This window comes from Haloplanus ruber, from assembly GCF_024494725.1.
Taxonomy (GTDB): domain Archaea; phylum Halobacteriota; class Halobacteria; order Halobacteriales; family Haloferacaceae; genus Haloplanus; species Haloplanus ruber.
Window position 1 is genome coordinate 1,432,670 of sequence record NZ_JANHDK010000001.1, and the last position, 25,578, is coordinate 1,458,247.

A 25,578-nucleotide genomic window follows, 5' to 3' on the forward strand; every position below is an offset into this window, starting at 1 on the left:
TGTCCGTCGCCGCCCACGTACGCGCCATGACCGGGCGGTACTACGAGGAGTTCGAGGTCGGAACGACCTACGAACACGACACGCGGCGGACGGTCACCGAGAGCGACAACCAGCGCTTCTGTGACCTGACGATGAATCAGCAACCACTCCACCTCGACGCCGAGTTCGCCGCGGGGACGGCGTTCGAAGAACGGATCGTCAACGGTCTCTACACGATGAGCCTCGCGGTGGGGCTATCCATCCCCGATACGACCGACGGAACCATCGTCGCCAACCTCGCTTACGACGACGTCGAGCATCCGGCACCGGTCTATCTCGGCGATACGATTCGGGCACGGACCACCGTGACCGACAAACGCGAGACGAGCGACGGCGACCGGGGCGTGGTCACGCTGCACGTCGAGGCTCACGTCGACGACCGACTCGTGTGTTCGTTCGAGCGAACCGTCCTCGCCCGCAAGCGCCCCTCCTGAGGCATCTCCAGTCGAAACTATCGGGGACGCTCTATTGTGATCCGTTGGCGTACGTCCGGCCACCGACGATACCGACGGCCACGGAGCCAACATAGCAGTGATTAACCGTCGGCGCCGCCAAACCTCGGGTGCGTCATGTCGAACACCACAGGCTCCGACCGCGCCACGCCCGAGGCGGAAACGGCGGCGAGTGGACGCCTCCGATCCATCGTCGTCACCTACGAGGGCGCCGCGGATCGGCGGACGCTCTATCCGCCGGACGCGACCGAGGTGGAGCGGCTGACCCACTGGCTGACCGCCGACGCCGACGCCTTCCACCACCTCGACGAGATGCGCTAGTCCAGCGCGCGCCGCACCGCCGCCAGGCGCTCGTTGCGCCGTCGGATCACGGTCCCCGAATCGTCGTCGTACTCGTGAAAGCCCGCACCGTCTGCGACGCCGCCGCGGCCGGCCGCGAGGCGCTCCGCGAACAGCGGACCCGGCTCATCCGCGTTGCTCAGGTGCGGGTAGAGATTTCCTGCGATGGTTTCGAACAGGTCGAGCCCGCCCAGGTCCGCCGTCTCGAACGGGCCGACGACGGCCGTCCGCAACGCGTAGCCGTCCCGCACCGCTCGCTCGACGTCGTCGAGCGACGCCACGCCCTCCCGCACCAGATGCGTACACTCTCGGAGGACGGCAAATTGAATCCGGTTCCAGACGAATCCCGGTACGTCCCGCTCGACGATCACAGGGTCGCGGTCGACGGCCTCGACGAACGCCGCCGTCCGGTCGACGGTTCGGTCGCTCGTCGCCTCGCCGCGGACCACCTCGACGGTCGGCAGGAGATACGGTGGGTTCCACCAGTGACAGCCGACGACCCGGTCGGCGGCCGCGGGCACCGCCGCCCCGATATCGGTGATCGGGATGCCCGAGGTGTTGGTCGCGAGGACGGCGTCGTCGGGTGCACTCGTCGCCAGTGTCTCGAACACCGTGGCCTTCACATCGAGGTCCTCGGCGACGCTCTCGATTACGAGCGCGGCGTCGGCCGCCGCTGCCGGGAGGTCGAGGGTATAGTCGATCCGGTCGCGGACGGTCCCGGGGTCGGCGTCAAGCCACCCCTCGGCATCGAGAAAGTCGACAGCGTCGGCGACCCCCGCGCGTGCCGTTTCGAGGTTCGAGCGTCGGTGGTCGACGAGTCGAACAGCGGCGCCGTGGCGGGCGAACTGGACCGCGAGGCCGTGACCCATCGTCCCCGCGCCGACGATAGTGACGGTCGACGGCGCCGATTGCGTTGTCGGAGACATCGACCACACGGTGGGCGGTAGGGTGTATAAACGTCCGGCCCCGTCCGTCCCGCCGCCCCAGCCGGTAGGCACAAATGGCCGCTCGTCTACGGGCACCGTATGTCCACCTTCGAGTACGAGACGGAGATTCAGGTGCGCTTTCGGGACGTCGACGCCATGCACCACGTCAACAACGCCGTGTACGCCACCTACCTCGAACAGGCCCGGGTCGACTACTACGCGGACGTTCTCGGCGTCGGCCTCGACGGCATCGACACCGTCCTCGTCAACCTCGAAATCGACTATCGGAGCCAGATCGAACTCGACGACCCGGTGACCGTCGCCATGGGGGTCCGCGACATCGGTAAATCGAGCGTCACGATGGGTTACGAGGTCCGGGTCGGCGACCGGGTGGCCGCGACGGCCGAGACGGTCCAGGTGTACGTCGACCCCGACGGCGACGGCTCCCGGCCTCTCCCTGCCGACTGGGTGGACCGGATGGAGGCCTATCGCGCCTAGTCCTCGTCGCGGAGTTCCAACTCGGCGACGAGTTCGTGAGGGTCCATCTCCCGGCGGATGCGGTCGAGGATGGCGAAGGCGTCGTCGGGGGCGAGGAAGTGCCGGGTCACCGCCCGGCCGAGGGGTGTGGGTTCCAGGCCGTCGATGAAGTCCCACTCGAGGAGTTTGGCGATGGCGCGTTTGGTCGGCACGTCGCCGAGCATCCGGTCGTTGAGGCGCTTTGCCCCCTTGCCCGCGACGGCGACGTTCGCCAGCGTCTCCTCGGCGGCCGCCGAGAGGTCGTAGACGGTGCGGACGTCCTCCATCTCGCCTTTCAGTAGCTTGAACGCCACCTCGTCTTCGGTCATCTCAAGGCTGTTGTGGTAGGTGCAGTCGGGTTCGACCAGCAGGTAGACGACGCCCTGGTCGTGGTAGTCGGGGCGGCCGGCCCGGCCGAGCATCTGCTCGAACTCCTGAACCGAGAGCCACTCGATGCCCATCGCGAGGGTGTCGAAGACGACCTGCGAGGCGGGGAAGTCGACGCCGGCGGCCAGCGCCGCCGTCGTGACGACGGCCGCGAGGTCTTGATTCCCGAACTGGCGCTCGACGCGCTTGCGTCGGCCGTAGTCGAGGCCAGCGTGGTACGGTGCCGAGTCGTACTCCAGTTTCCGGGAGATTTCGTGACACCGCCGCCGGGAGTTGGTGAAGATGATGGTCTGGCCGCGATATCCCTTCGAGGACTTGCTGTCGAAGGCCCGACGCACTAGCCGGTTCTCGATCCGGACCTTCTCTTGGGCGTCCGCAAATGTCAGGTGGCGCTCGATGGGGACCGGCCGCTCCTCGAACTCGATGAGTCGCGCCCGGAGTCGCTTGGCGAGCCATTCGGGGTTGCCGACCGTCGCCGAGAGGTAGATCCACTGAGCGCCGTCGTAGTCGCCACCGGCCGATTCGCGGGTCTGGCAGTAGTGTTTGAGCCGGGAGATCATCCCGTCGAGGCGGTGGCCGCGTTCGCCCTCCTTCAGGGTGTGAACCTCGTCGATGACGACCGTGCCGATGTCGCCGAGGTCCTTCCCGGTGCGGAGCGCGTGGTCGATGCCCTCGTAGGTGCCGACGACCACGTCGGCGGCGGGATCGAAACGGGTGCCGCCGCCGGTGACGCGGCTGCCGCCGACTCGGATCGTCACGTCGACGAGGTCACCGTATCGCTCCTCGAAGTTCTCCTCTTTCTGGTTGGCGAGGGCGACAAGCGGGACCAGAAAGAGGAGCTTTCCCTTACCCTTCAGCGCGCGGTCGATTCCCGCGAGTTCGCCCACGAGCGTCTTCCCCGTCGCCGTTGCGCTCACGACTAACTGATCGTCGCCGCCGAGCAGGCCGTTGCGCACCGAGAGACTCTGTACCGGCAGGAGCGATTCGAAGCGGTCGGTCACCTGCGATTTCAACGCGGAGTGCAGGTCGAGGTCGGCGGTGGCGACCGGGTCGACGTCCTCGACGGTCGCACCAATCTCGTCGAACTTCGTGAGGTCGGGGTCGAGTTCCCCCTGGAGGAGGTCGGTGATGCGGTCGAGATCCTGTACCTCCAGTAGGAGGTCCTCGAGACGGTCCTGTGCGGCGCCGGTCAGGCCGCCGGCGTAGGCGAGTTCGCCGTCGAGTTCCTGCGTTGCACAGTCCGGGCAGATGTAGTCTCGGTCGGCCTTGATCGCGGTGTCCTCCGTGATCGGTGAGTAACGGCCGGCCGAGGCGCAGTAGCGGCAGGTTCGGACGGTCAGCGCGTCGAGTTGGTAGCCGTCGAGCATCGCGTTCAGGCGCTCGCGGTCCGCGGGCGAGGTTTGCTGAGAGATGCGAATGCGCTCGGCGCGGCGCGCGAGTTCGACAAATTGGCTCGGATCGCGTGGCTCCTCGCTCGATCCGCGCTTGATCCGGAAGCGTCCGGGGCGCGGGCCGGCGTCCGTCTCCTTGAGGTCGAGAACCGCCCGAAACACCCGGTCGCCGTCGCGCGTGACGGCGACCAAGAAGTCGCCGTCCCGACCGTGGAGAAAGAGCGTCTCGACCCGTCCGACCTGCCGTGACACGGAGTCCGGTAGGTGGACCGGGTATTTCAGGTGTTCGACTCCACGCGGCGGCGCCCGCCGGTGGTGGGCATGGCGGCCGACGGGACACGGGGACGGCGCACCGTCTCAGTCGACGAGTTCGATAGCGTCGTCGCCGTTGGGCACCGCACAGATGAACGCGCCCGTCTCGTCGCCCTCGTTGCGGTACCAGTGAGGGACGCCGGCAGGGATCAACAGCGCGTCGCCCGCCGAGACGACGTGTTCCTCGCCGTCGATTCCGACGACGTACTCCCCCGAGAGGACGTACTGTTCGTGTTCGACCGCGTTGGTGTGGGCCGGCACCTCGGCGCCGGGATCGAGAGTGAACCGGCGCATCGCGAAGTTCGGTGCGCCGTCGTCCGCGTCGATCAGGACGCCCTTCGAGAGACCGTCGGCGGCGTCGACGGCGTCGTAGGTGATGTCGTCGCTCCGCACGAGCGTCGGCGTCGGCGACTGTTCGCTCATACGAGCCGATAGACGGGCCGCCGACTAAGCGTTTGGCGTCACCGAGGGCCGAGGCGCTCGCTCCACAGCGCTCCCGACCGGTGTGGAGCAATATATATCGGTATTATAAGCAGATATCAGCCGACGGCGGTCGCCTGTGGGTGTGACACTGAACGATATCGGGGTTGATCGGCGTAGTGTGCTCGGATTACTGGCCGGCGCGGCGGTTCCGTCGGGACTGGCGGCGCAGTTCGGCGGTGGCGGCAACGACGTCGAAACGATCGGACTGAACCGGATCGGGCGGTACGCGACCGGTGAGGCCCTCGGCGGCGCGGAGATTGTCGCCTTTCACGCGGCCGGGAATCGGCTGTTCGTCGTCAACTCCGGCGCCGGACAGGTCGAGGTGCTCGACCTCTCGGACCCGTCGAACCCGGTGCAGGACGCCGTGTTGGCAGCGAGCGACGTGATCGCTCGACAGGACGTCGCGATACAAGCCGTCGGCGGGACCAACAGCGTCGACGTCGACGGGAACCTCGTCGCCGCGGCCATCGAGGCCGACCCCGCGACGGCCGACGGCGCCATCGCCTTCTACGATGCGTCGTCGCTGGAGTTCGTCGACGCGGTGCCGGTCGGCCCCCTTCCCGATAAGGTCAGCTTCAGCCCGGACGGAAACTACGTCGTCGTCGCCAACGAGGGCGAACCCGGCGCGTCGACCGACCCCGCTGGATCGGTCAGCGTCGTCGACATCACGAACGGCGTGAGCAACGCCGTCGTCCGAACGGCGACCTTCGGCGAATTCGACGGACAGGAGGACACGCTCCGCGAGGACGGGATCCACCTCGTCTCGCCGGGCGACGGGGATGCCGTCGCCTCGGCGGTCATCGAACCCGAGTTCGTCGCCGTCACCCCCGACTCTCAGCGGGCGTTCGTCTCGCTGCAGGAGAACAACGCCATCGCCACAGTCGACCTGGCCGAGGGGACGGTGACCGGAGTCCACGGTCTCGGGTTCAAGGATTTCTCTCTGCCGGGGAACGAACTCGACACGAGCGACGCGGACGGGATCAGTCTGCAGAACTGGCCGCTCCACGGGATGTACCAGCCCGACGCCATCGACGCCTACGAGGTGGACGGCGAGACGTATCTGGTCACCGCCAACGAGGGCGACGCCAAGGACTTCGAGGTGAGCGTGCTGGGTGACCTCGATCTCGACCCCGAGGCGTTCGACCTCTCGGAGAACCCGTACGTCGACAGCGTCGAGGAACTCACGCGGCCCGAACACCTCGGGAATCTGGAGGTCAACGAGGCGGCGATGGCGGAGTTCGCCGACGAGAACGGCGACGGGAGCTACGAGGCCATCTACGCCATCGGCGGCCGGTCGTTCACCGTATGGCAGGTTTCCGAGGACGGGCTAAATCCCGTCTTCGACAGCGGCCGGGACTTCGAGAAGACGTTCGCCGAGCGGCGGCCGGCGGGACACCAGAACGTCGTCGAGAGCGGCCCGGAGACCGAAAGCGCCGAACTCGGCACGGTCGGCGACCGGACGTTCGCGTTCGTCGGCCAGGAGGTCGGGAGCGCCATCTTCGCCTACGACGTGACCCGACCGGAGAACGCCGAGTACGTGGAGATGGCGGTCAACCGCGACTACAGCGTGACCGAAGACGACCTGGAAGCGGCCGCCGAGGAGGACCCCGAGGGCGACACCCCCGCTCGGGCCGGTGACTTCGCCCCGGAGGGCGTCCACTTCGTCCCGGCCGCGGAGAGTCCGGTGCAAAATCCGCTGCTCTGTGTCGGCTACGAACTCAGCGGGACCGTGGGCGTCTTCGAGGTCACCCCCGTGACCGGGAACTGACGACGGATCAGTCCCGAATCCGGCGGCCAGCGCCGACCGACGGCCCCGCTTCCAAGAGTTAAGTCCGTTCACATGCAAGGTGCCGTATGCGCGGTATCCGCATCGGAAGCGCGTTTGGCATTCCGATCAAACTCGATCTGACCTTTCTCTTGGTGCTCCCACTGTTCGCCTGGCTGATCGGCTCGGACGTGGGGAACCTCGTCACGGTTCTCAACGACGTCTTCGGTGTCGCGATGCCAGTCGAGGCGCTCACCGCGGGGTCCGTGCCCTGGGTGCTTGGAGGCGCGGCAGCAACCGGCCTGTTTCTCTGTGTTCTCCTCCACGAGTTCGGCCACTCCCTCGTAGCGATGCGGTATGGCTACCAAATCGACTCGATCACCCTCTGGCTGTTCGGCGGCGTCGCGCGGTTCACCGAGATGCCCGAGAACTGGAAACAGGAGTTCACCATCGCCGTCGCCGGCCCCATCGTCAGCGTCGCCCTCGGCGTTCTCTCGTACCTCGCCTTTCTGGTCGTCCCCGGAAGCCTGCCACCCGCCAAGTTCGTCCTCGCCTACCTCGCCATGACGAACGTCGCGCTGGCCGTGTTCAACATGCTCCCCGGCTTTCCGATGGACGGGGGGCGGGTCCTCCGGGCGCTGCTGGCGCGGACCCGACCCCACGCCCGGGCCACCCAAATCGCCGCCGAGGTTGGCAAGCTGTTCGCCGTCGTGCTCGCCATCGTCGGTCTCTTTGCCAACCTGTTTCTGATTGCACTCGCCTTTTTCATCTACATCGGCGCGTCGAGTGAGGCCCAGCAGACGGTGATGAAGGCGGCGTTCCAAGACGTGACCGTCGCCGACGTCATGACACCCGTAACGGAACTGGACACCGTCACGGCCGACACATCGTTGTCGGCGCTCACAGACCGGATGTTCCGCGAGCGCCACACGGGCTACCCGGTGATGCGCGGGGGGAGCCTCGTGGGGATGGTCACGCTGGACGACACCCGCGAGGTGCGCGACGTAGAGCGGGACGCCTACCGCGTCGAGGACGTGATGGCGACCGAACTGGTCAGCATCGCGCCGAGCGCGGACGCGATGGACGCCATCTCGACGATGCAACGGGAGGGCGTCGGCCGTCTCCCTGTCGTCGACGATACCGGAGCCCTCGTCGGTCTCATCTCCCGGACGGATCTGATGACGGTGTTCGACATCATCCAGACCCGCGGGACGGCGGCCGGCGGCGAGACAGGGTTCGACCGCCTGTCGAACGACGCCGACTTCGCGCGGCGGTGAGCGACGAACCGTCCGGGCCGCTCAGAACTCGTCGAGACGACGCTGGTCCGGCGAGAGCGGGGAGTCGACATCGTCACCGCCGAGGAGTCGTGGAAGCGCCGTGTGGGCGAAGGTCACTCCCAAGGCGACGACGATGGGGGCGAAAAAGAGCCCGTAGAAGCCGAAGATGACCGGGCCGAAGATGTACGCGAGCATCAGCAAGCCGACGTGTGTGCGCTCGCCACTGAGGTAGGGTCGGAGCACCAGATCCGGGATGGTGTCGACGACGACCACCGCCACGGCGAGGAACGCGGCGACGTAGACCAAGAGGGAGAACTCGGAGTCGAAGACGATGGGGACCGACATCGCGGCGGCGAGAGGGACGTAGACGATTTTCATCCCGACGACCGGGATGAGACTCGCAACGCCTGTGAGGACACCCGCGAGCGCCGGATACGGCACCTGAACCGACGCCGGGACGAGCGCGTTGTACCCCTTGAACGCGCCGACGCCGATGAGAGCGATGGCGATGACGTTCAGGAGGTTCCCGAAGAGAATGGCTTCGAGTTCGCGGTCAGCCGCCTCCAGAAACTCCCGGATGATGGCGTCGTCGTCGAACCGGTCGAGCCAGCCGTAGAACGTCGAGCCGTCGATCAGGAGGTAGTAGCTGACGACGACGACGATAAACAGGTTGAGGAAAAAGCCCGTGATGGCGCTGGTCAGGAGCGCGGCGTTCTCCACGAGGAAGTCGATGATCGCGTCGAACCGACCGGCGCGATACGCCTCGACGACACTCCCGAAGGTGAGACTGGGCAGATCCTCCAATCCTTCCAGCCACGCCACGTTCGTGGCGGCCGTCTCGATGACCGGATACGTCGCGACGAACTGGCGTGTCTCGGTGACCAGGAGGACGAGGGTGTAGCTGAGCAACAGGAGCAAGGGGAGGGCAAGCAGAAGTATCACGGTCACCGCCCGGACCCGCTTGGGGAGTCGCAGGCGACCGAGGGCCCGGTAGAACCGTCGCGTCGAGTAGTAAATGAATACGGCGACGGTGAGGGCGGCGACGAACCGATACGCCATGTAGGCGATGACGGCGGTAACGAGGAAGCCGAAGAGGGCAACGACGGCGCGGCGTTCGTCCATGCGTACCGGCCCATCCACCGCCCGGGTGAAAAATCGTGGTGTCGCGTCTCGGCGGCGGCCGGTCGAACGCTCCGTCGTGGTACGTCGACGTTCCCGGTGCCGTCTCGGAGGCGGACGGGGAATCTCACGCAGAGGGCGAGCGTTGAGGTACTCCCGGCCGGGGTCGATAACGAGGGGAACGTCGTTGGGGAGGCTCATGCGCTCACCCCCGAAGTATATTTGTCCCGAGAGGTCGATAATCGCCATACAGCGACGGGATGGAGATTCGCACTTTCTCCGCAGTCTTTGAGCATTGGGTCAGTTCACTCCGGTGGCGACAACGAAATCCGCCGGTAGGAAGCTCGAGAACCCAAAAGTCAGGTCCGGGTGCGAGAATCGAACCCGCGTCTCAGCCTCCACAAGGCTGAAGGATAACCACTACCCTAACCCGGACACAAATTACGGTACTGTGCTGTGAGTAAAGTAGGTTACGACTCGTGACGAGGGTTGTGTCGGCCCCCCACGCCCGGAGTCGGGACGCTTTAGTTTCACAGCTATCTACGTGGTGATAGTGGCCATCACCGATAAGGTCTATCTGAAGAACCATCGGCAGATCGTCTCACAGCTAGATACGTCTATCCCCAAGGGGGCGTTCAAGGGGGCGACGATGGAGGTGCTCTACAGCGGCGACGGCCTCTCGAAACTCGACGACGCGACCCGTGATCGACTGCTCGATTTCGCGACCGACTTCCTCGACTGCGAGGACCCCGACGACATCTATACGGGCTATCCGGAGCGACAGTTCATCCGCTACCTGCTGGAACTTCGAGCGCAGGGACTCGGTCCGGACGCCATCGTCGACGTGATGAGCGACGACTACATGCTCTATGCCTATCCGGGTGACGTCCTCTCCTTTCTCGACCGGGCAGTCCGGCGGCTGGAGGCGGTGGAGTCGCTGGCGGCTGTCGAGGGCGCCGACGACATGGAGCGGCGTGCCCGCGAGGCGCGTCGAACCCTGTCAGCCTAGCCGGTAGGACGGTTCGTCGCGCTCGCCATCTAGGTCTTCGAGTTGGATGACCTCCTCCTCGTTGTCCTCCAAGCGTTCCCGGAGGTGGTCGACGTACCGCTTGTGCTCGTCGAGTTGCTCACGGAGGTGTTCGGCTTCGAGTTCGAGGCGTTCGTGCTCGCGGACGAAGCTCTTTGGCACCTCTACCGTGGGCGGGAACTCCGCGCCGTCGTCTGTCGTGGTGTCGAACTCGTGTTCGGGGACGACCCGGACCTGGCCGTCGTGGGCAACGAGCATGTCGACGTAGTCGCGAAACACCGCCGAAAGCGAGAGGTCACGCTCCTCGGCGATCTCGCGCAGGGTCTCGAAGGCGTCCTCGTTGACGCGAAAGGAGACGGTCTTGTTCTTGTTGCCCATCGTCACTCGGGCTTCGACGGCGACTCACTTAACGGTTTGTCAGACGAGGAGGAGCTTCGCCGGCGGTCAGTGTTCGGCGGGGGCGTCGGCGCCGTCGCCGTTCAGTTCGTCGGACTCGTCGAGGCCTTCGAGGGCCGCGAGCGCCACCTCGCGGTACTCGTCGACGGCGAGGTCGTACTCCTCGCGGGCCATGCGGGCGTACTCGTCGCCCTCGTCGTCGAAAGCACCGACGCGTTCGAGCGTCCGGGTCGCCGTCTCGGCCACCCAGCGATCCCGCGTGGTGGCGTCGACAGCGGTGATAGACTCGGGGCGCACCGAGACGTTGACGCTTCCATCGTCGGTCTCGTAGGTTCGTGGCTTGCCGACGACGGCGACGTAGGCCGGAGGTTCGAGCTCTCGGAGCGCCGACGCGGCGTCGGGCTGGTACTGCCCAGCGTAGACGAAGAAGGTGCCCGTCGGGTCGACGATCCGACCCCGCCAGTACTCGTCGCCCTCGCCGACGTCCTCCTTCTCGGTGAGCGTCCCGACGAGGAACACGCGGTTCGCGCGTTCGCCGGTCGGAAGCAGGAGGTAGACGGGAGCGCGCTCGTCTTCGGACTCCTTGAACGTGTGACTCGCGTCGTTGAACTCGCGGGCGAAGACGCGCCGTGCGACTTCCCGGGTGGGTGCCTGGCTCATGTTAGATCGACCTCGCTTCGATGAGGGCCGCCTCGGCGTCGATGGGATCGCTCAGTCGCTCGAAATCGTCGACCAGTACGTAGCGGCCGAACTGCGGCCCGCTCACCCGGTAGTACCGTCCGAGCGTGTCGGCGCGCATCTCCTCGGCGACGACGGTAGTGTCCAGTGCGTCCATCGCCATGTCCTTCGCTTCGTCGAGGGTCATGCCGGTGAGCGCTTCCGTGGCCTCGCGGTCGAAGATCACCTCGTGGACCGCGTCGCCATCGTCGAGGACGCCCTTGATCCGCAGGTCGAACTCACCTTCGACGTCGCCGTGTTCGGAACACCGGCCGTTCTGGAGGACGCGCGTGCAGTCGTCCTCGGGACAGCGCTTGATCAGACCGCTGCCGCTCTGGATGTCGACCAGCGCCCCCTCGACGGTCTCGGCGTCGTCGCCAACCTCGATCTCCTCGTCCACCTCGGTGATCGTGGTCGTCCGGTTGAGCTTCACCGAGAAGTTGCCCTGGTACTCGTCGGTCACCAGGTTCTCCAGCCGGTAGACCGCCCCGTCGGCCAGTTCGGGCAGGTCGGAGGTCTCGAAGGCGACGAACTTGGTGGTGCCCGTCTCGTCGCCGAGCAGGCCGACCTGGGCGACGGAGTCGCTCCGTGCCTCCCAGAGTTCGACGACCTTGGCGGTCACGTCGATCCACTGTTCGTCCTCGTCGATCTCGGCGAGACCGACGGCGGCGTTGCCGCCGCCACCGCCCAGCGCGTCTCGGTCCAAGTCGGCCTCGTCGAGATAGCTGTTCACGACGCTTCGCCGGGCCTCGTCCACCGGGACCCGGTACTCGTTGACGAGGTTGTCGAGTCGCTCCTCGACGTCGTCGACGTCCAGATCGAGATGATCTGAGAACTGCGCTACGATGTCCTCCGCGTGGGTATGCAAATCGGTCATGGTCTCACTTGCCTCCGGTCTGTTCTCGTGGGGAGGCACACGTCAGTTGGATCGGGACGATATAAAAAGTTCCGTGACCGGGGTGAAAGTGAACGCCGCCGCCAGGCCCGACGGCGACGGGTCTTTGAGGGATCCGCCGCAAGCGTGCGTATGGACGACCGACTGGAGCGGTTCGTGCGGACGGCCTTCCGCTCGGCCGGCCACCGCTACGCGGAGGCGCGGGAGGCCTACCGCGAGGGCCAGACGGCGGCCGACCTGCCCCGGGACGAGGCGGGGCGTGTCCGCATCGTCTGCCGTCGGGCGGCCGAGCGGCGTGCTGTCGCCGTCGACGACGAGGGGCGTCCCGACTGCTTCGAGTCGGGACACCCCGACTGCGAGGGGTGTGCGGAGGACGTCCGCGAAGGCGTCGTCGAGACGTGGTGAGAGTCCGCCCGTCGGAGCGCTTTTGCCGGGGGCCATCCACCCGCCCGGTATGGATCGACCGCTCGTCGCGGTAGTACTCGCCGGCGGTATCGGCTCGCGGCTCTACCCCGCGAGTCGGCACCACCGCCCGAAACAGTTGCTCGCGCTGGGAGGCGAGCGGACGCTTCTCGAACGCACCGTCGCACGCGCCGACTTCGCCGACGAGGTGGTCGTCTCGACCCGTCCCGCGTTCGCCGACGCGGTCCGGGAGGCGGTCCCCGAAGCCTCGGTTCTCGTCGAACCCGCCGGCAAGGACACCGGGCCAGCGCTCGCTTACGCCACCCACCGCGTCGCCGAGCGGTTCGACGACCCCGTGATGCTCGCGCTCCCGAGCGATCACCACGTCGACGGCGCATTCGAACCGACAGCCCGGCGTGGTGCGCGGGTCGCCGCCGAGACGGGGTCGCTCGTCACCTTCGGAGTCGAACCGGACCGGCCGGACACCGGCTACGGCTACATCGAACCTGGTCCCGACCGAGGAGCGTACGCCGAGGTGGCCGCCTTCCACGAGAAGCCCGAGGCCGAGGCGGCACGGCGGTACGTCGAGGCGGGATACTACTGGAACGCGGGCATCTTTGCGTGGACACCGGCAGCGTTCCTGACGGCGGCAGGGGCAACTGACGCCCCGCTTGCCCCCCTGATCGACGCGCTCGACCGGGGCGACCCCGAGACCGGGTTCGCGGCGGTCGATCCCGTGAGCGTCGACCGCGCGGTGTTCGAACGCGCCGCATCCGGGTCGGTCGCGGTAGTTCCCCTCGATATCGCGTGGGACGACCTGGGATCGTGGGACGCCCTCCGGCGTATCCTCCCGGCGGACGAGGATGGGACGGTCGTCGCGGGTGATGCGTCGGTACGGGCCGTCGACGCGACGAACAACGTCGTCGCCGGCGACGACATCCACGTCTCGCTGGTGGGTGTCGACGACGTGGCGGTCGTCGCCTACGACGACCGGATACTCGTGGTGCCGACGGCGGCGGCACAGCGTGTGCGCGAACTGGTCGCGGAGCTGAACGCAGAAGGGGAGTTCTAGCGCTTCGACTGGCGAACGCGGACGGTTCCGTCGGTGGTGACGCCGACCAGAAGCGGCGCCTGCACCTCGCGACCCTTCACCGCGTCGCCGGCCTCGTCGCTGACGAGTTTCATCAGGTCGGGGGCGGTATGGTTTACCTTGACGCCCGCGGCGTCACAGGCGTCGTAGACGAGTTTCGGGACGTTGTAGAGGTCGGTCTCCTCGTCGACTTCGACGCGAACCGGCGCGGTGAGCGCCTCGGCGAACGCGACCGTCTCGCGTGCCTTCGCCACGTTCTTTCGTGCACTCGACTCGATGCTCGAAACGTTCGCGCGGGACGTACCGAGCAGGTCCGCGATGGTGGACTGGCGCACGTCCCGCTCGCGAAGCGCGAGCACCTCCGCCTGCCGACGCGTCAACACGCTGTTCTCGGGGTCAAAACCGGCGCGTTCGAGCAGCGCGTCCGCGTCCGGGTCGTCGTCCATGCCTCGATGTATGCCTTCGGGCATTAAAAGCTACACTTCACGCTGTCCGCTCGCGACGCCGCGACGGCGCCGGCGCTCACCCGCCCCAGAAGTTGTCGCGACTGCCCAGTTGCTCTGGGCGACCCGAGTCGTCGCGGTCGGTCGACTCGGTCTCCGTCTCGGTGTCGACGGCTGTCTCGTCCCCCTCGGCGTCCTCGTCGGGGTCGTCGGGAAGCCGTTCGACCTCGTCGGCTGTCGCGTGATTGGCCTTCACGCGGTCGATGCGCACCCGCGCTCGGGCCGGCGGGAGCGTCCCGTCGACCAGGACAATAAAGCCGTCCTCGGTGCGGCCGACGCCCGCACCGCTCTCGTGGATGTCGGTCACCTCGACGACGAGTTCCTCACCGGGTTTCACCGGCTGCTGTTTCAGGTCGGAGATGGGCATATCGTAGTGGTTGCACCACTCGGCGCCCCCGCGGTCACCGTAGTGCTGACACCCCATGCCCTGGATTCGCTCCGAGAAACTGGGGCAGTCGTCGGCGAGCGGACAGTTCGCCATACCACTGACTACTCCATCGGCCGTCTAAACGCTTGCGTTGTCCCGACCGCTGCTCGGGGGCACTCGCAAGCGTTATGCCGGTCGGCCGAAAACCCGGGCGCATGGCCAAGTTCGAGGAAGCCGAAAAACGGATGCTCGAGAAACAGATCTGTATGCGGTGCAACGCGCGCAACGCCGCCCGGGCCGAGAGCTGTCGGAAGTGCGGCTACAAGAAGCTCCGCCCGAAGGCCAAAGAGCGCCGTAGCGCCTGAGTCGCCTCTCTTCTCTCGACGCCGTCAGTCGTACTTCGGCTCCCGGCGTTCGGCGCGTTCGAGTGCTCGTTCGACGACCGTCCGGACGGATTCACCGCCGGGGACGGGGTTGCCGTGACCGGCGTACATGGCTGTCACCGAGTCCGGCAAGCGATCCAGCAGTGTCTTTAGGCTCTCGATGAGCCGTTCGCGTGACTGCCCGGGACTGTCGGTGCGGCCGAAGCTCCCGTCGTCGAAGGCGCCGTCGTTGTAGACGGCCACGTCGCCGCTGAACAGGGTGTGCGCGCTCACGAGCGAGACGTGGTCGTCGGCGTGTCCCGGCGTGTAGACGACGTCGAAGGACTCGTCGCCAAGCGCGACGCCGTCCCCGTCGGCGAGCGCGTGGGTTCGCCGGGGGTGGTCGGCGTAGGCGTACAGGTCGGCGTCGAAGGCGTCGAGAACGGCGTCGAGTTCGCCGACGTGGTCGTGATGCTGATGGGTGAGCACCACCCGATCCAGCGCGTCGACGTGGTCGGTGACGACGTCGACGACGCCGGGCATCGTCCCCGCGTCCACCAGTGCTGGGCTCTCGCCGGTGACGAGGTAGGCGTTGCAGGTGAACTCCTCGGCGCCCGCGGTGACGTTGTGGACGTCCATGCCGTGACGTTCCGTACGCGTCGGTAAAAGCAGGCGGGTGGCCCTCGAAGCCGGCGACGAATCGGGCGGATGGTGACGAACGCCCCCTGCAAATCCTTTTTGGTTGTGGGCGTGGTAGACCAACACGTATGGGCTTCGGGAGCTACGACGAATCCGAACAGGAGAACCAGGAGTTAGACGCCGACCTCGACGACAACGAGGGCGTCGAAACGTCGGAAAACGATCACCGGGGATCGGTCGAGTTCGAAATCGGGGCGTCGAACGACGAACTGATCGACCGTCTCAAAGATATCAAAGACGAGTGAAATCCGGCGCGCGAGCGCTCGGAGTCGCGGAATCCTTTTCGGACGACGACCGAAGCGTGCTCTGCGGAGCCGTCTGCCGTCCCGACCGAGTCACCGACGGGTTCGTCTTCGGTTCCTGTACCGTCGGCGGCACCGACGCCACCGCGGCCGTCGCGGACCTCTGGACGACGCTGGATCGGGAGGACGTGCGCGTCCTCCTCGTTGCGGGAATCGCACCGGCCTGGTTCAACCTCGTGGACCTGTCGACGCTCCACGACCGGGTCGACCGGCCCGTCATCGCCGTCTCGTTCGAGGCCAGTCCCGGACTCGAACCCGCGCTCCGGGACGCGTTCTCCGGTGACGCACTCGACCGCCGACTCCGGACGTACCGCGACCTGCCGCCGCGCCGACGCCTCGACGTGAACGACGAGACGGTGTACGTCCGAGCCGTCGGCGTCGACGACGACGCCGCCGCCGAGACGGTGCGTGCGTTCACGCCGACCGGCGGTCGCCCGGAGCCGCTCCGAGTGGCTCGGCTGGCGGCCCGGGCCGCCCGTCGGTTTCGGGCAGACGAGGAGACTTAAGCCGCCGGCCCACTGGCACTCGCTATGGTCGAGACGGAGGGGCCGGACGTGTGTGCCTGTGAGCAGTGCCCGGCGCTCGTTGAGTCACGGAGTCGTATCGTCAACGGGACGGGGCGGGCCGACGCCGCGTTGCTGTTTGTCGGCGAGGCGCCCGGCGCCAACGAGGACGACCAGGGGGAACCGTTCGTGGGCCGGTCGGGATCGGTCCTCGACGATGCGCTCCGGGACGCCGGCCTCGCACGGGCTGATGTCCGCGTCACCAACTGCGTCCGGTGTCGGCCACCCGAGAACCGTGACCCCCACGCCGCGGAACTCGACAACTGCGCGGGATTCCTAGAGCGAGAGATCGAAGCGGTCGATCCCGACCTGATCGTCACGCTCGGGAAGGTCCCCGGCGAACGTCTGCTCGACCGGTCGGTGGCGGTGACAAAGGAGACGGGATCGGTCGTCGACGTCCGCCTCGGCGGGTCCCCTCAGCGCGTGTTGCTCTGTCTGCATCCCGCGGCGACGCTGTACGACCGGAGCCAGCGCGGCGCCTTCGAGGACGCGATCACTCGGGCGGCCGACCTCGTCGGTGCTGGGAGCGGCGATCAGGCACGGCTCGGCGACTACTGAGTGGGAGCCACACCGGCCCGGCCGCCGACTCTCGAGGGGAATGGGACCGACGACGTTTGACGCAACGAAAAACCACTTCCCCCCCGCCCACGGAGTGTCGGTATGAGCCTGTCCGAACCGCCGTCGGAGGCGCTGGCGGACGTGGTCATCGTCGACTACGGCCTCGGCAACCTCCGGTCGGCGACGCGTGGCCTAGAACGCGCCGGCGCGGCCGTGACCATCACCGACGACCCGGACGACTTCGCCGCCGCCGACGGCATCGTGTTACCGGGGGTCGGCGCCTTCCGCGAGGGGATGGAGAACGCCGGACCGTACCGCGAGGCGCTCGCGGACGCCGTCGCCCGCGGTCAGCCGGTCTTTGGCATCTGTCTGGGGATGCAGATGCTCCTCACGTCGAGCGAGGAGGCCGACCACGCCGGCGAGGGCGACGTCGTCGGCCTGGATTTCATCCCCGGGCGCAACGTCCGGTTCGCCGAGGGCCAGAAGATTCCCCACATGGGCTGGAACGAGCTGTCGGTCGAACGGCCTCACCCGCTGGTCACGGGCGTCGAGGGGAGCGACCGCGGCGGCTCCGTCGACGGCGAGCACGCCTACTTCGTCCACTCCTACTACGCCGTCCCGGACGACGACGAGGCGGTCGTCGCCACGAGCGACCACGGCCGTACGTTCCCTGCAGTTATCGCCAACGATGACGGAACTGTCTTCGGCACACAGTTTCACCCGGAGAAAAGCGGAGAGACAGGGCTAACGATCCTGCGAAACTTCGTCGACATCTGTTCTCCGCCGTGATAATCAGGGCCGTATATTTATACTGGTCTCGCGGATATATAATGTGTGAACGAATCGACGGTGACTGCCGGGGCCGACGGTGGCGGCCTCCTCGAACGCATCCCGGATGGGGTCGTTGTGTACGACCCCGACACCGGGATGATTCGGGCCGTCAACGCCCGGTTCGTCGCGCTGACCGGGTTCGACCGGGAGCGTCTCGTCGGCCGGCACGTCGCGGACCTCCTGGCTGACGGAGCACGCACCGGGTCGGCAAGCGGGCTGACCGTCGATCCCGGAGACGACACGACGACTGTCGAGTGGTTGCTGGAGCGGCGCGACGGCGGGAGCGTCTGGGCCGAACTCTCGGCGTCACGTTTCGAACGCGACGGCGAGGCCCGTATCGTGGCGACCGTCCGGGACGTGACCGACCGGAAGCGCCGTCGAGCCGAACTCGGGCGGTTCGAGGAATTGGTCGAACACGTCCCCACGGGTATCTTTCGGTCGAAAGACGATCCCGAGGGAACCTTCCTCGAAGCCAACCCGACCATGGTCGACCTGTTCGGCGCCGACTCGAAGGCAGAACTGCTCTCGACGCCGATGGGCGACATCTACGCCGATCCGGACGACCGCCAGCGATTTCTCGACGCCGTCGCCGACACGAACGTCGTCACCGAGAAACTCGAACTGCAGACACTCGACGGGGAGTCGTTCTGGGGGCTGGTCACCGTCTGCCGCTGTGATCCTGCCGACGGAGACCCGTACCTCGACGGCGCCATAAAGGACGTGACGGAGGCCCGCGAGTACCGAGAGGTGCTGGAAGAGCAAAACGAGCGCCTCGAACTCCTCAACCGGATCGTCCGCCACGACATCCGCAACGATATGCAACTCGTCCAGGGGATGACGGACCTGCTCGATAACGTCGTGGCGGAGGGCAATCAGCCCCAACTGGAGACGATCCGGAGTCGGACGGATCACGTGATCGAACTAACGGACGTGATGGGTGATCTAATGGAGACGCTCGTCTCGGAGACCGATCCGACGCTCGAACCCGTCCACCTCTCGTACGTGCTGAACCAAGAGATGCGGGAGGTGCGGTCGAGCTACCCGGCGGCGACGATTCGCACCAGTGGGAACGTCCCGCTGGTCGAGGTGGTCGCAAACGACATGCTGGGGTCGGTGTTCCGGAACCTGCTGAACAACGCTGTCCAACATAGCGACCGCGACGAGCCGAGCGTCACGGTGTCGGCGTCGGCGACGGACGACGCGGTGACCGTCCGCGTCGCCGACGACGGGCCGGGTATCCCCGACGACCGCAAGGAACGGGTCTTCGGCAAGGGCGAGAAGGGTATCGAAAGCGAGGGGACGGGGCTGGGTCTCTACCTGGTGTACACGCTCGTCGACCAGTACGGCGGCGAGGTGTGGATCGAGGACAACGACCCCTGCGGAACCGTGTTCGTCCTGCAGTTCGAGCGGGCATCCTGACGGGTCCGACGCGTTTTTTACCGCGCCACGCGACCCTCGCCCCATGGAAGCCATCACGCTCGGCCCGGCGGGGACCTACTCCCACCGCGCCGCACGAGCGGTTGCCGACGAAGTGACGTTCAGTGAGTCCGTGACGGCCATCGTCGAGTCGGTCGCCGACGGCGAGTACCGCCGCGGGGTCGTCCCCATCGAGAACAGTATCGAGGGAAGCGTCACGGAGACCCTCGACGCCCTGTCGGCCCACGACGTCGGCGTCGCCGAGGAAGTCGTCACCCCCATTCGTCACGCCCTGGTCGCTCAGACCGAGTCCTTCGAAGTCGTCGCCAGCCACTCACAGGCGCTCGCCCAGTGTCGCACCTTCCTCGAATCCGAGTATCCAGCGGTGACCCTCGAAGCCGTCGCGAGCACCGCTCGTGGCGTCGAACACGCCCGGGAGGACCCGACGGTCGCCGCCATTGCCCACCCCGACAACGCCGACGCGGACCTCCAGGTCCTCGCCGAGGACATCCAAGATCGGAGTTCGAACGCGACCCGGTTTTTCGCCATCTCACCCGCCGACGAGCGCACCGAGGCCGGCGGGAAGTCGACGATCATCGTCAACCCCAACGCCAACTACCCCGGCCTCCTGCTGGAACTGCTGGAGGCGTTTGCCGACCGCGACATCAACCTCTCGCGGGTGGAGTCCCGGCCGACGGGCGACCGTCTCGGCGACTACCTCTTCCACATCGACTTCGAGGCCGGCCTGTACGAGGACCACGCACAGGCCGCAGTCGAGGAGGTAGAGGGTATCGCCGAGAAGGGGTGGGTCCGCCGCCTCGGCTCCTACGACACCCGTCACGTGGTCTGAGCGGACGAGGCGAGGCGCCGCTGTCATCCCGACAGTGAGGCCCGGTGCGTCCGGTTACGCTTCGTCGTCGACGACAGGGAGTTCGATCACCACGACGGTGCCTCGGGGCTCGTTTGGCTCGATCCACACGTCGCCGCCGTAGTGATCGACGAGCGACTCGACGAGATAGAGTCCCAGTCCAGTCCCCGTGCTGTCGAGTCCTTTCTCACCCTTTCCGAAGACGTTGCCGTCCAGTTCCGGCGGGATGCCCGGCCCGTCGTCGGCGACGCGAACGCGGACGCGGGGGTCACCGCGCAGGAGGTCAGCGGAGACGGTGACGCTCGGCTCGTCGCGGTCACTGTGCTGGACGGCGTTGTTCAGCAGGTTTCGAAACACCGAGGCGAGCAGGTCGTTCGCCTGCACGGTCACGTCCGGAATCTCGCCCTCGATGGTCAGCGTGGCGTCGGCGAAGGCTTCCTGCCGACGGTCGAGTTCCGCGTGGATAGCCTCGGAGAGCGACACCGGCTCCAAGGGGAGTTCCGTCTCGCCGGCCACCGTCCGAGCAAGCTCCCGAGAACTCCGCGTGAGTTCAACGACGTGTTCACCCGTGGTGACGATGGTGTCGAGCGAGTCGCGCCCGGCCTCGTCGACGTGCTCGTCGAGGAGTTCCGCGAGGCCGAGAACGATCTGCATGTCGTTGCGGATGTCGTGGCGGAGGACGCGGTTGAGCGCACGGAGCTGATCGCGGGTGCGTTCGAGTTCTCGCTCCGAAGCCCGGCGCTCGCTGATGTCCCGGGCGACCGAGAGGATTGCCGGCACGCCGTGATACCGGACGGGACGGGCGTTGACCTCGACGGGGACGGCCTCGCGGTCGGCGGGTTCGTGGACCGTCTCGTAGACGATGCGGCCGTTGCCCGCGACGTACCGCCCATTGAACGACGCCTCGCCTTCCAAGTCGTCGATGGATCGGCGACGCAGGGTGTCGGCGTCGTAGCCGAAGTGCTCGACCGCACCCTCGTTGGCGGCGAGGATCTGTCCCCGGGTGTCGTGGACGAGTACCGTATCGCCGATGCCGTCGAAGAGGCCGCGATACTCGTTTCGGGCGTTCCGGAGCGAGCGAATGCACGCCGCCTGCTTCGCGGTGAACAGGCCGACCACGACGCCAAGCGCGCCGCCGGCGCCGACGAAGTTCAGGACGACCAGGGTCGGACGCACCCCGGTCGACGTGACGAGGGTGTCGAGGACGACTCCCCACGCGAACCCGCCGAAGGCGAGCGCCCCGGCGAGAGTCGCGACGGGTACGCGGAGGGCCGTCCGCCCGCCGAGGTCGCTCAGCAGGAGCCACCCGGCCGCGGCGACGAGGAGGACGCCCAGTCCGAGAGGGGCAGCGACGACAGTCGTCGGCGATTGCCACGGGCGACCACCCAGCCAGCCGATCCAGACGCCGAGTAGCGCGAGAGCGAACCCCACGAGGACGACGGCTCCGAGGACCCGTCCGGACGACGACCAGTTCACGAATGTCTCCACTATCGTCAGTCACGACCCATCCTGATAGATAATGGTCGCTTACCGCCGTTCGGGGAGTCACTAACCGACACGTCCCCGCGACTTTCGACACTGATAGCAGGCGGAAACGAGTCGTTTCCGCCGGCGGTATAGGAGTTATTTTAGGTTGGGGGAACTTGGTCCGGGGTATGGACTACGACCCGCAGGACATCGAGGAGCGCTGGCGGGAGCGCTGGGCCGAGACGGGCCGGTACGAGGCCGACCCCGGTGACGCGGACGACGACGCGACGTTCATCACCGTCCCCTATCCGTACCCGAGCGGCGGGATGCACATGGGCCACGTCCGGACGTACACCGTCCCCGACGTGTACGCCCGATACCGGCGACAGCGTGGCGACAACGTTCTCTTTCCAATCGCCTGGCACGTCACCGGCACGCCGATCATCGGCGCCGTCGAGCGGCTGAAGAAGGGTGAGAAAGAGCAACTGTCGGTGCTCCGAGACACGTACGACGTCCCCGAGGACACCCTGCAGGATCTGGAGACGCCGATGGGCTACGCCCGCTACTTCATCGAGGAACACTACAAGCGGGGGATGAAGTCGCTGGGGCTGTCGATAGACTGGCGCCGCGAGTTCACCACCAACGACGAGCGCTACTCGAAGTTCGTCACCTGGCAGTACGAGACGCTCCGTGACCGTGACCGACTGGAGAAAGGACTCCATCCGGTCAAATACTGCACCAACGAGGAACAGCCGGTGACCACCCACGACCTGCTGGAGGGTGAGGAGGCCGAGTACCAGGAGTACACCCTGATTCGCTTCGGTCTCGACGACGCGGTGGTGCCGATGGCGACGCTTCGCCCCGAGACAGTCCGAGGGGTCACGAACGCCTATGTCGACCCCGACGCCACGTACGTCCGCGCGACGGTCGACGGCGAGACGTGGCTGGTCTCGGAGACGGCCGCCGAGAAACTCCGTCTGCAGGCCCACGAGGTGAGCGTCACCGAACACGTTGCGGGAGCGGACCTCGTCGGTCGGTCGGTCACCAATCCCGTGACCGGCGACGCGGTGCCGATTCTGCCCGCGGCGTTTGTCGACCCCGACAACGCGACGGGCGTCGTCATGTCCGTGCCCGCTCACTCCCCGGATGACTACCTGGCGCTTCAAGAGGCGAAGGCCGACGACGAGCGGATGGAGCGGTATGGCGTCGATCCGGACGCCGTTGCAGCCATCGAGCCGGTGCCGATTCTCGACGTCGAGGGCTACGGCGACGTGCCGGCCCGCGACGCCGTCGAGTCGGCCGGCATCACCGCGTCCGACGACCCCGAACTGGAGGCAGTGACGAAGGAACTCTACAACCGCGAGTTCCACGGCGGCCGTCTCCACGACGACTACGGGGAGTTCGCCGGCGAGGTCATCGAGGACGTGCGGGAAGCGTACCGCGAGACAGGGGTCGAAGCGGGCAACTTCGACACCATGTACGAGTTCTCCGAGGAGGTTGTCTGTCGCTGTGGCGGCGCCGTCGAGGTGGCCGAACAGGACACGTGGTTCCTCAGCTACAACGACGAGGACTGGAAGCAGGCGACAAAGCGGGTCGTCGAGAACATGGAGTGTATCCCCGAGAACACCCGCGGTGAGTACGACCACACCATCGACTGGCTCAACGAGTGGCCCTGTATCCGCAACTACGGGCTGGGGACGCGACTACCGTGGGACGACGATTTCGTCATCGAACCCCTCTCGGACTCGACCATCTACATGGCGTACTACACGCTCGCGCCGCGCCTGCAGGAGATTCCGGTCGGAGACCTCGACCGCGAGTTCTTCGACGCCCTGTTTTACGGCGCCGACGCCGTCGACGACCCCGATCCGCGGGCGCTCGACCTGCGCGAGGAGTGGCAGTACTGGTATCCCGTCGACTACCGCTTCTCCGCGAACGACCTCATCTCGAATCACCTCACCTTCTACCTGTTCCACCACGCCGAACTGTTCGCGGAGTCGGAGTGGCCCGCGGGCATCGTCATCATGGGGATGGGCCTGCTGGAGGGCCAGAAGATGTCCTCCTCGAAGGGCCACGTCGTCCTCCCGGACGAGGCGATCCAAGCGTACGGCGCCGATACGGTTCGGTTTTTCCTGCTCAACTCCGCAGAGCCGTGGCAGGACTACGACTGGCGCGCCGATCAGGTCGAGAGCGTCCGCGACCAACTCGAACGGTTCTGGAACCGGGCGACCGAACTGGTCCCCGAGGAACCGGCCTCGACGTTCGAGGACGACCGTCCGGCCCTCGAACACGTCGACCGCTGGCTCCTATCCAAACTCCAGCGGACGATCAGCGAGGTGACCGAGGCGATGGAGGGCGCGGAGACGCGGACGGCCAGTCAGACCGCCTTCTACGACTTCGAGGAGTCGCTCCGGTGGTATCGCCGCCGCGCCGACGTGGACCGCCCGGCCGCCCAGTGGACGCTCCGTCACGCCCTGGAGACGCGGCTTCGCCTCCTCGCACCATTCGTCCCGTTCATGGCGAACGAACTCCACGAGCGGCTGACCGGCCGGCCGGCCGAGGAGGCCCCGTGGCCCGATGTTGACCCCGAACTGACGGACCGAACCGTCGAACTACAGGAAGCGCGGATCGAGCAACTGACCGAGGACGTCCACGACATCGTCGACGTGACGGGGACGGATCCCGACACCGTGCGAGTGTACGTCGCGGCAGACTGGAAGCGAGCGGTCTTCGAAGCAGTGGCCGAGGCCGGCCCCGACGTGGGTGCGGTGATGAGCGAGGCGATGAGCGATCCGGCTCTCCGAGAGCGCGGTGACGCGGTGAACGACCTCGCGGGCGAACTCGTCGAACTCGTCCGCGACCTAGACGAGACGACGGTCGACACCATGGCCACCCTCGACGAGCGGGCGGTCTACGAGGCCGCCGCCGCCTTCCTCGAACGAGAGTTCGATGCCACGGTCGACGTCTACGACGAGGACGCCGACCCGCCGGACCCCGGCGAGAAGGCGGGAGACGCCGTCCCCTTCCGGCCCGCGATCCACCTGGAGTAAGCCGGGGACACCGCCCTCTTACGCCGAATCGAGACCGAGCAGATCGAACGACGTGCCGGCGCCGGCGGCCGTGGCCCGTTCGTAGACGACGCGGGCCGCAGCAACGTCCTGAATGGCGAGGCCGGTACTGTCGAAGACGGTGACTTCGTCCGCGGACGTGCGTCCCGGCGCCGCACCGGTCACCACCTCGCCGAGTTCGGCGTGAATGTCGGCGTCGGTGAGACGACCGGTCCCGTAGGGGACGTTGACCTCGCCGGAGTGGGTACACTGCGTGTGATCGTCGAGGACGAGTTTTGCGGCCGCCAGCAGGTCGTCGGTGAGTTCGTGTTTCCCCGGTGCGTCGGCCCCGATGGCGTTGATATGGGTGTGTGCGCCGACAGCGTCGGCGTCGACGATAGGGTCGCGGACGGGCGTCACCGTCGAGAGGACGTCACAGCCCGCCGCCTCCGCGATGGAGCCGACGCGGGCGTCGAACCGGTCGCTGACCGCGTCGACGAACGCCTGCGCCCGCTCCGTGTCGGCATCGGCAACGACGACGGTGTCGATGGGGCGAACCGTCGCGATGGCGTCCAACTGGGCGTGTGACTGGGCGCCCGCCCCGACCAAGCCGAGCGACGACGCGCCCTCGACCGCGAGGTGGTCAGTGGCGACGGCGGCGGCCGCACCGGTCCGCCGGGTCGTCAGCGCCGTGCCGTCCATGATCGAGAGCGGCACCGCCGTCTCGGGGTCGGAGTAGATCATCGTCCCCATGACCGTCGGGAGGTCGTGGCGTTCCCCGTTGTGTGGGTGGGAGTTCACCCATTTCACGCCCGCGGCGTCCCAGTCACCGGCGTCGAGATAGGCCGGCATCGACCGAAAGTCGCCGTCGTACTGTGGAAGGTCGACGTAGGACTTCGCGGGCATCGTCGCGTCGCCGCGCTCGTAGGCCGCGAAGGCCGCCTCGATAGCGTCGACGAGGCCGTTCATCGGTGCGTTGTCCGCAACCGTCTCGCCGTCCAGAAGCAAAACCGTCATAGACGAGATTACCCGGACCGGAAAGTTACCAGTTTCGCGTTGCCT

The 25,578-nt window shown here is 66.9% G+C and carries 28 protein-coding genes and 1 tRNA gene; 16 read left to right on the forward strand and 13 right to left on the reverse strand.

Annotated features, from left to right (window positions below; translation table 11 throughout):
• Window positions 1–26 precede the first annotated feature (26 nt).
• The gene (locus NO878_RS07570) at window positions 27–473 is read left to right on the forward strand and encodes a MaoC family dehydratase (RefSeq protein ID WP_256405352.1); all 447 of its coding nucleotides are present in this window, start codon (window positions 27–29) and stop codon (window positions 471–473) included.
• A gap of 135 nt (window positions 474–608) precedes the next feature.
• A complete protein-coding gene (locus tag NO878_RS07575) occupies window positions 609–812 on the forward strand; it encodes a DUF7511 domain-containing protein (RefSeq protein ID WP_256405353.1) in 204 nt (67 codons plus the stop codon).
• Here the strand turns inward: NO878_RS07575 and NO878_RS07580 are convergent.
• On the reverse strand, window positions 809–1,756 hold the full coding sequence (locus NO878_RS07580; RefSeq protein WP_256405354.1) for a 3-hydroxyacyl-CoA dehydrogenase family protein: 948 nt from the start codon (window positions 1,754–1,756) through the stop codon (window positions 809–811). The genes NO878_RS07575 and NO878_RS07580 overlap by 4 nt on opposite strands.
• 99 nt (window positions 1,757–1,855) lie before the next feature.
• Here NO878_RS07580 and NO878_RS07585 point away from each other — a divergent pair, with 99 nt between their 5' ends.
• Window positions 1,856–2,254: an acyl-CoA thioesterase gene (locus tag NO878_RS07585; protein WP_256405355.1), complete on the forward strand. Its 399-nt coding sequence runs from the start codon at window positions 1,856–1,858 to the stop codon at window positions 2,252–2,254.
• Here the strand turns inward: NO878_RS07585 and NO878_RS07590 are convergent.
• Together NO878_RS07590 and NO878_RS07595 are read right to left on the reverse strand one after the other, a co-directional pair.
• On the reverse strand, window positions 2,251–4,302 hold the full coding sequence (locus NO878_RS07590; RefSeq protein WP_256405356.1) for a DEAD/DEAH box helicase: 2,052 nt from the start codon (window positions 4,300–4,302) through the stop codon (window positions 2,251–2,253). The genes NO878_RS07585 and NO878_RS07590 overlap by 4 nt on opposite strands.
• 105 nt (window positions 4,303–4,407) lie before the next feature.
• Window positions 4,408–4,785: a cupin domain-containing protein gene (locus NO878_RS07595; RefSeq protein WP_256405357.1), complete on the reverse strand. Its 378-nt coding sequence runs from the start codon at window positions 4,783–4,785 to the stop codon at window positions 4,408–4,410.
• A gap of 142 nt (window positions 4,786–4,927) precedes the next feature.
• On the opposite strand from NO878_RS07595, the gene NO878_RS07600 reads away from it, so the two are divergent.
• Together NO878_RS07600 and NO878_RS07605 are read left to right on the forward strand one after the other, a co-directional pair.
• Window positions 4,928–6,613: a choice-of-anchor I family protein gene (locus NO878_RS07600; protein WP_256405358.1), complete on the forward strand. Its 1,686-nt coding sequence runs from the start codon at window positions 4,928–4,930 to the stop codon at window positions 6,611–6,613.
• Window positions 6,614–6,699: 86 nt separating this feature from the next.
• Window positions 6,700–7,887 (forward strand): M50 family metallopeptidase, encoded by a 1,188-nt coding sequence (locus tag NO878_RS07605; RefSeq protein ID WP_256405359.1) that lies wholly within the window; start codon window positions 6,700–6,702, stop codon window positions 7,885–7,887.
• 21 nt (window positions 7,888–7,908) lie between these two features.
• On the opposite strand, the gene NO878_RS07610 is transcribed toward NO878_RS07605, so the two are convergent.
• Both NO878_RS07610 and NO878_RS07615 read right to left on the reverse strand, forming a co-directional pair.
• Window positions 7,909–9,009: an AI-2E family transporter gene (locus NO878_RS07610; RefSeq protein ID WP_256405360.1), complete on the reverse strand. Its 1,101-nt coding sequence runs from the start codon at window positions 9,007–9,009 to the stop codon at window positions 7,909–7,911.
• Window positions 9,010–9,369: 360 nt separating this feature from the next.
• A tRNA-His gene (locus tag NO878_RS07615) sits at window positions 9,370–9,441 on the reverse strand.
• A gap of 118 nt (window positions 9,442–9,559) precedes the next feature.
• On the opposite strand from NO878_RS07615, the gene NO878_RS07620 reads away from it, so the two are divergent.
• On the forward strand, window positions 9,560–10,015 hold the full coding sequence (locus NO878_RS07620; RefSeq protein ID WP_256405361.1) for a DUF5814 domain-containing protein: 456 nt from the start codon (window positions 9,560–9,562) through the stop codon (window positions 10,013–10,015).
• Here the strand turns inward: NO878_RS07620 and NO878_RS07625 are convergent.
• From NO878_RS07625 to NO878_RS07635, 3 genes are all read right to left on the reverse strand, one after another.
• Window positions 10,007–10,411, reverse strand: coding sequence for a DUF8146 domain-containing protein (locus NO878_RS07625; protein WP_256405362.1), 405 nt, complete (start codon window positions 10,409–10,411; stop codon window positions 10,007–10,009). The genes NO878_RS07620 and NO878_RS07625 overlap by 9 nt on opposite strands.
• 66 nt (window positions 10,412–10,477) lie before the next feature.
• Window positions 10,478–11,089: an RPA family protein gene (locus NO878_RS07630; protein WP_256405363.1), complete on the reverse strand. Its 612-nt coding sequence runs from the start codon at window positions 11,087–11,089 to the stop codon at window positions 10,478–10,480.
• Window position 11,090: 1 nt separating this feature from the next.
• The gene (locus NO878_RS07635) at window positions 11,091–12,023 is read right to left on the reverse strand and encodes a replication factor A (RefSeq protein WP_256405364.1); all 933 of its coding nucleotides are present in this window, start codon (window positions 12,021–12,023) and stop codon (window positions 11,091–11,093) included.
• A gap of 150 nt (window positions 12,024–12,173) precedes the next feature.
• Between NO878_RS07635 and NO878_RS07640 the strand changes: the two genes are divergently transcribed.
• Together NO878_RS07640 and NO878_RS07645 are read left to right on the forward strand one after the other, a co-directional pair.
• A complete protein-coding gene (locus NO878_RS07640) occupies window positions 12,174–12,446 on the forward strand; it encodes a DUF7091 family protein (RefSeq protein ID WP_256405366.1) in 273 nt (90 codons plus the stop codon).
• Window positions 12,447–12,495: 49 nt separating this feature from the next.
• Entirely contained in the window at window positions 12,496–13,515 is a 1,020-nt protein-coding gene (locus NO878_RS07645; RefSeq protein WP_256405367.1) for a mannose-1-phosphate guanylyltransferase, read from the forward strand.
• On the opposite strand, the gene NO878_RS07650 is transcribed toward NO878_RS07645, so the two are convergent.
• Window positions 13,512–13,979, reverse strand: coding sequence for a Tfx family DNA-binding protein (locus NO878_RS07650; RefSeq protein WP_256405368.1), 468 nt, complete (start codon window positions 13,977–13,979; stop codon window positions 13,512–13,514). The two genes, NO878_RS07645 and NO878_RS07650, sit on opposite strands and share 4 nt — an antisense overlap.
• 76 nt (window positions 13,980–14,055) lie before the next feature.
• Window positions 14,056–14,517 (reverse strand): TRAM domain-containing protein, encoded by a 462-nt coding sequence (locus NO878_RS07655; RefSeq protein WP_256405369.1) that lies wholly within the window; start codon window positions 14,515–14,517, stop codon window positions 14,056–14,058.
• Between the two features lie 101 nt (window positions 14,518–14,618).
• On the opposite strand from NO878_RS07655, the gene NO878_RS07660 reads away from it, so the two are divergent.
• On the forward strand, window positions 14,619–14,768 hold the full coding sequence (locus NO878_RS07660; protein WP_157689400.1) for a 50S ribosomal protein L40e: 150 nt from the start codon (window positions 14,619–14,621) through the stop codon (window positions 14,766–14,768).
• 24 nt (window positions 14,769–14,792) lie between these two features.
• Here NO878_RS07660 and NO878_RS07665 read toward each other — a convergent pair whose 3' ends face one another.
• Window positions 14,793–15,404 carry an MBL fold metallo-hydrolase gene (locus tag NO878_RS07665; protein ID WP_256405370.1) on the reverse strand — a complete coding sequence of 204 codons (612 nt, stop codon included), beginning with the start codon at window positions 15,402–15,404 and terminating at the stop codon, window positions 14,793–14,795.
• A 128-nt stretch (window positions 15,405–15,532) separates the two neighbouring features.
• On the opposite strand from NO878_RS07665, the gene NO878_RS07670 reads away from it, so the two are divergent.
• The 6 genes from NO878_RS07670 to pheA all read left to right on the forward strand — a co-directional run bounded on the left by NO878_RS07670 (window position 15,533) and on the right by pheA (window position 19,984).
• Window positions 15,533–15,709, forward strand: coding sequence for a DUF5786 family protein (locus NO878_RS07670; protein WP_256405371.1), 177 nt, complete (start codon window positions 15,533–15,535; stop codon window positions 15,707–15,709).
• On the forward strand, window positions 15,706–16,272 hold the full coding sequence (locus NO878_RS07675; RefSeq protein ID WP_256405372.1) for an endonuclease dU: 567 nt from the start codon (window positions 15,706–15,708) through the stop codon (window positions 16,270–16,272). Before NO878_RS07670 ends, NO878_RS07675 begins: the two co-directional genes overlap by 4 nt.
• A gap of 24 nt (window positions 16,273–16,296) precedes the next feature.
• The gene (locus NO878_RS07680) at window positions 16,297–16,887 is read left to right on the forward strand and encodes a uracil-DNA glycosylase (protein WP_256405373.1); all 591 of its coding nucleotides are present in this window, start codon (window positions 16,297–16,299) and stop codon (window positions 16,885–16,887) included.
• A gap of 102 nt (window positions 16,888–16,989) precedes the next feature.
• Window positions 16,990–17,676: an imidazole glycerol phosphate synthase subunit HisH gene (hisH, locus tag NO878_RS07685; protein ID WP_256405374.1), complete on the forward strand. Its 687-nt coding sequence runs from the start codon at window positions 16,990–16,992 to the stop codon at window positions 17,674–17,676.
• Between the two features lie 45 nt (window positions 17,677–17,721).
• The gene (locus NO878_RS17165; protein WP_256405375.1) at window positions 17,722–19,137 is read left to right on the forward strand and encodes a sensor histidine kinase; all 1,416 of its coding nucleotides are present in this window, start codon (window positions 17,722–17,724) and stop codon (window positions 19,135–19,137) included.
• Window positions 19,138–19,180: 43 nt separating this feature from the next.
• Window positions 19,181–19,984, forward strand: coding sequence for a prephenate dehydratase (gene pheA / locus NO878_RS07695; RefSeq protein WP_256405376.1), 804 nt, complete (start codon window positions 19,181–19,183; stop codon window positions 19,982–19,984).
• A gap of 54 nt (window positions 19,985–20,038) precedes the next feature.
• Here the strand turns inward: pheA and NO878_RS07700 are convergent, their stop codons facing one another.
• A complete protein-coding gene (locus NO878_RS07700) occupies window positions 20,039–21,490 on the reverse strand; it encodes an ATP-binding protein (RefSeq protein ID WP_256405377.1) in 1,452 nt (483 codons plus the stop codon).
• Window positions 21,491–21,657: 167 nt separating this feature from the next.
• On the opposite strand from NO878_RS07700, the gene leuS reads away from it, so the two are divergent.
• Window positions 21,658–24,519: a leucine--tRNA ligase gene (leuS, locus tag NO878_RS07705; protein WP_256405378.1), complete on the forward strand. Its 2,862-nt coding sequence runs from the start codon at window positions 21,658–21,660 to the stop codon at window positions 24,517–24,519.
• Window positions 24,520–24,537: 18 nt separating this feature from the next.
• Here leuS and NO878_RS07710 read toward each other — a convergent pair whose 3' ends face one another.
• Window positions 24,538–25,533 carry an ornithine cyclodeaminase family protein gene (locus NO878_RS07710; protein WP_256405379.1) on the reverse strand — a complete coding sequence of 332 codons (996 nt, stop codon included), beginning with the start codon at window positions 25,531–25,533 and terminating at the stop codon, window positions 24,538–24,540.
• Window positions 25,534–25,578: the final 45 nt, after the last annotated feature.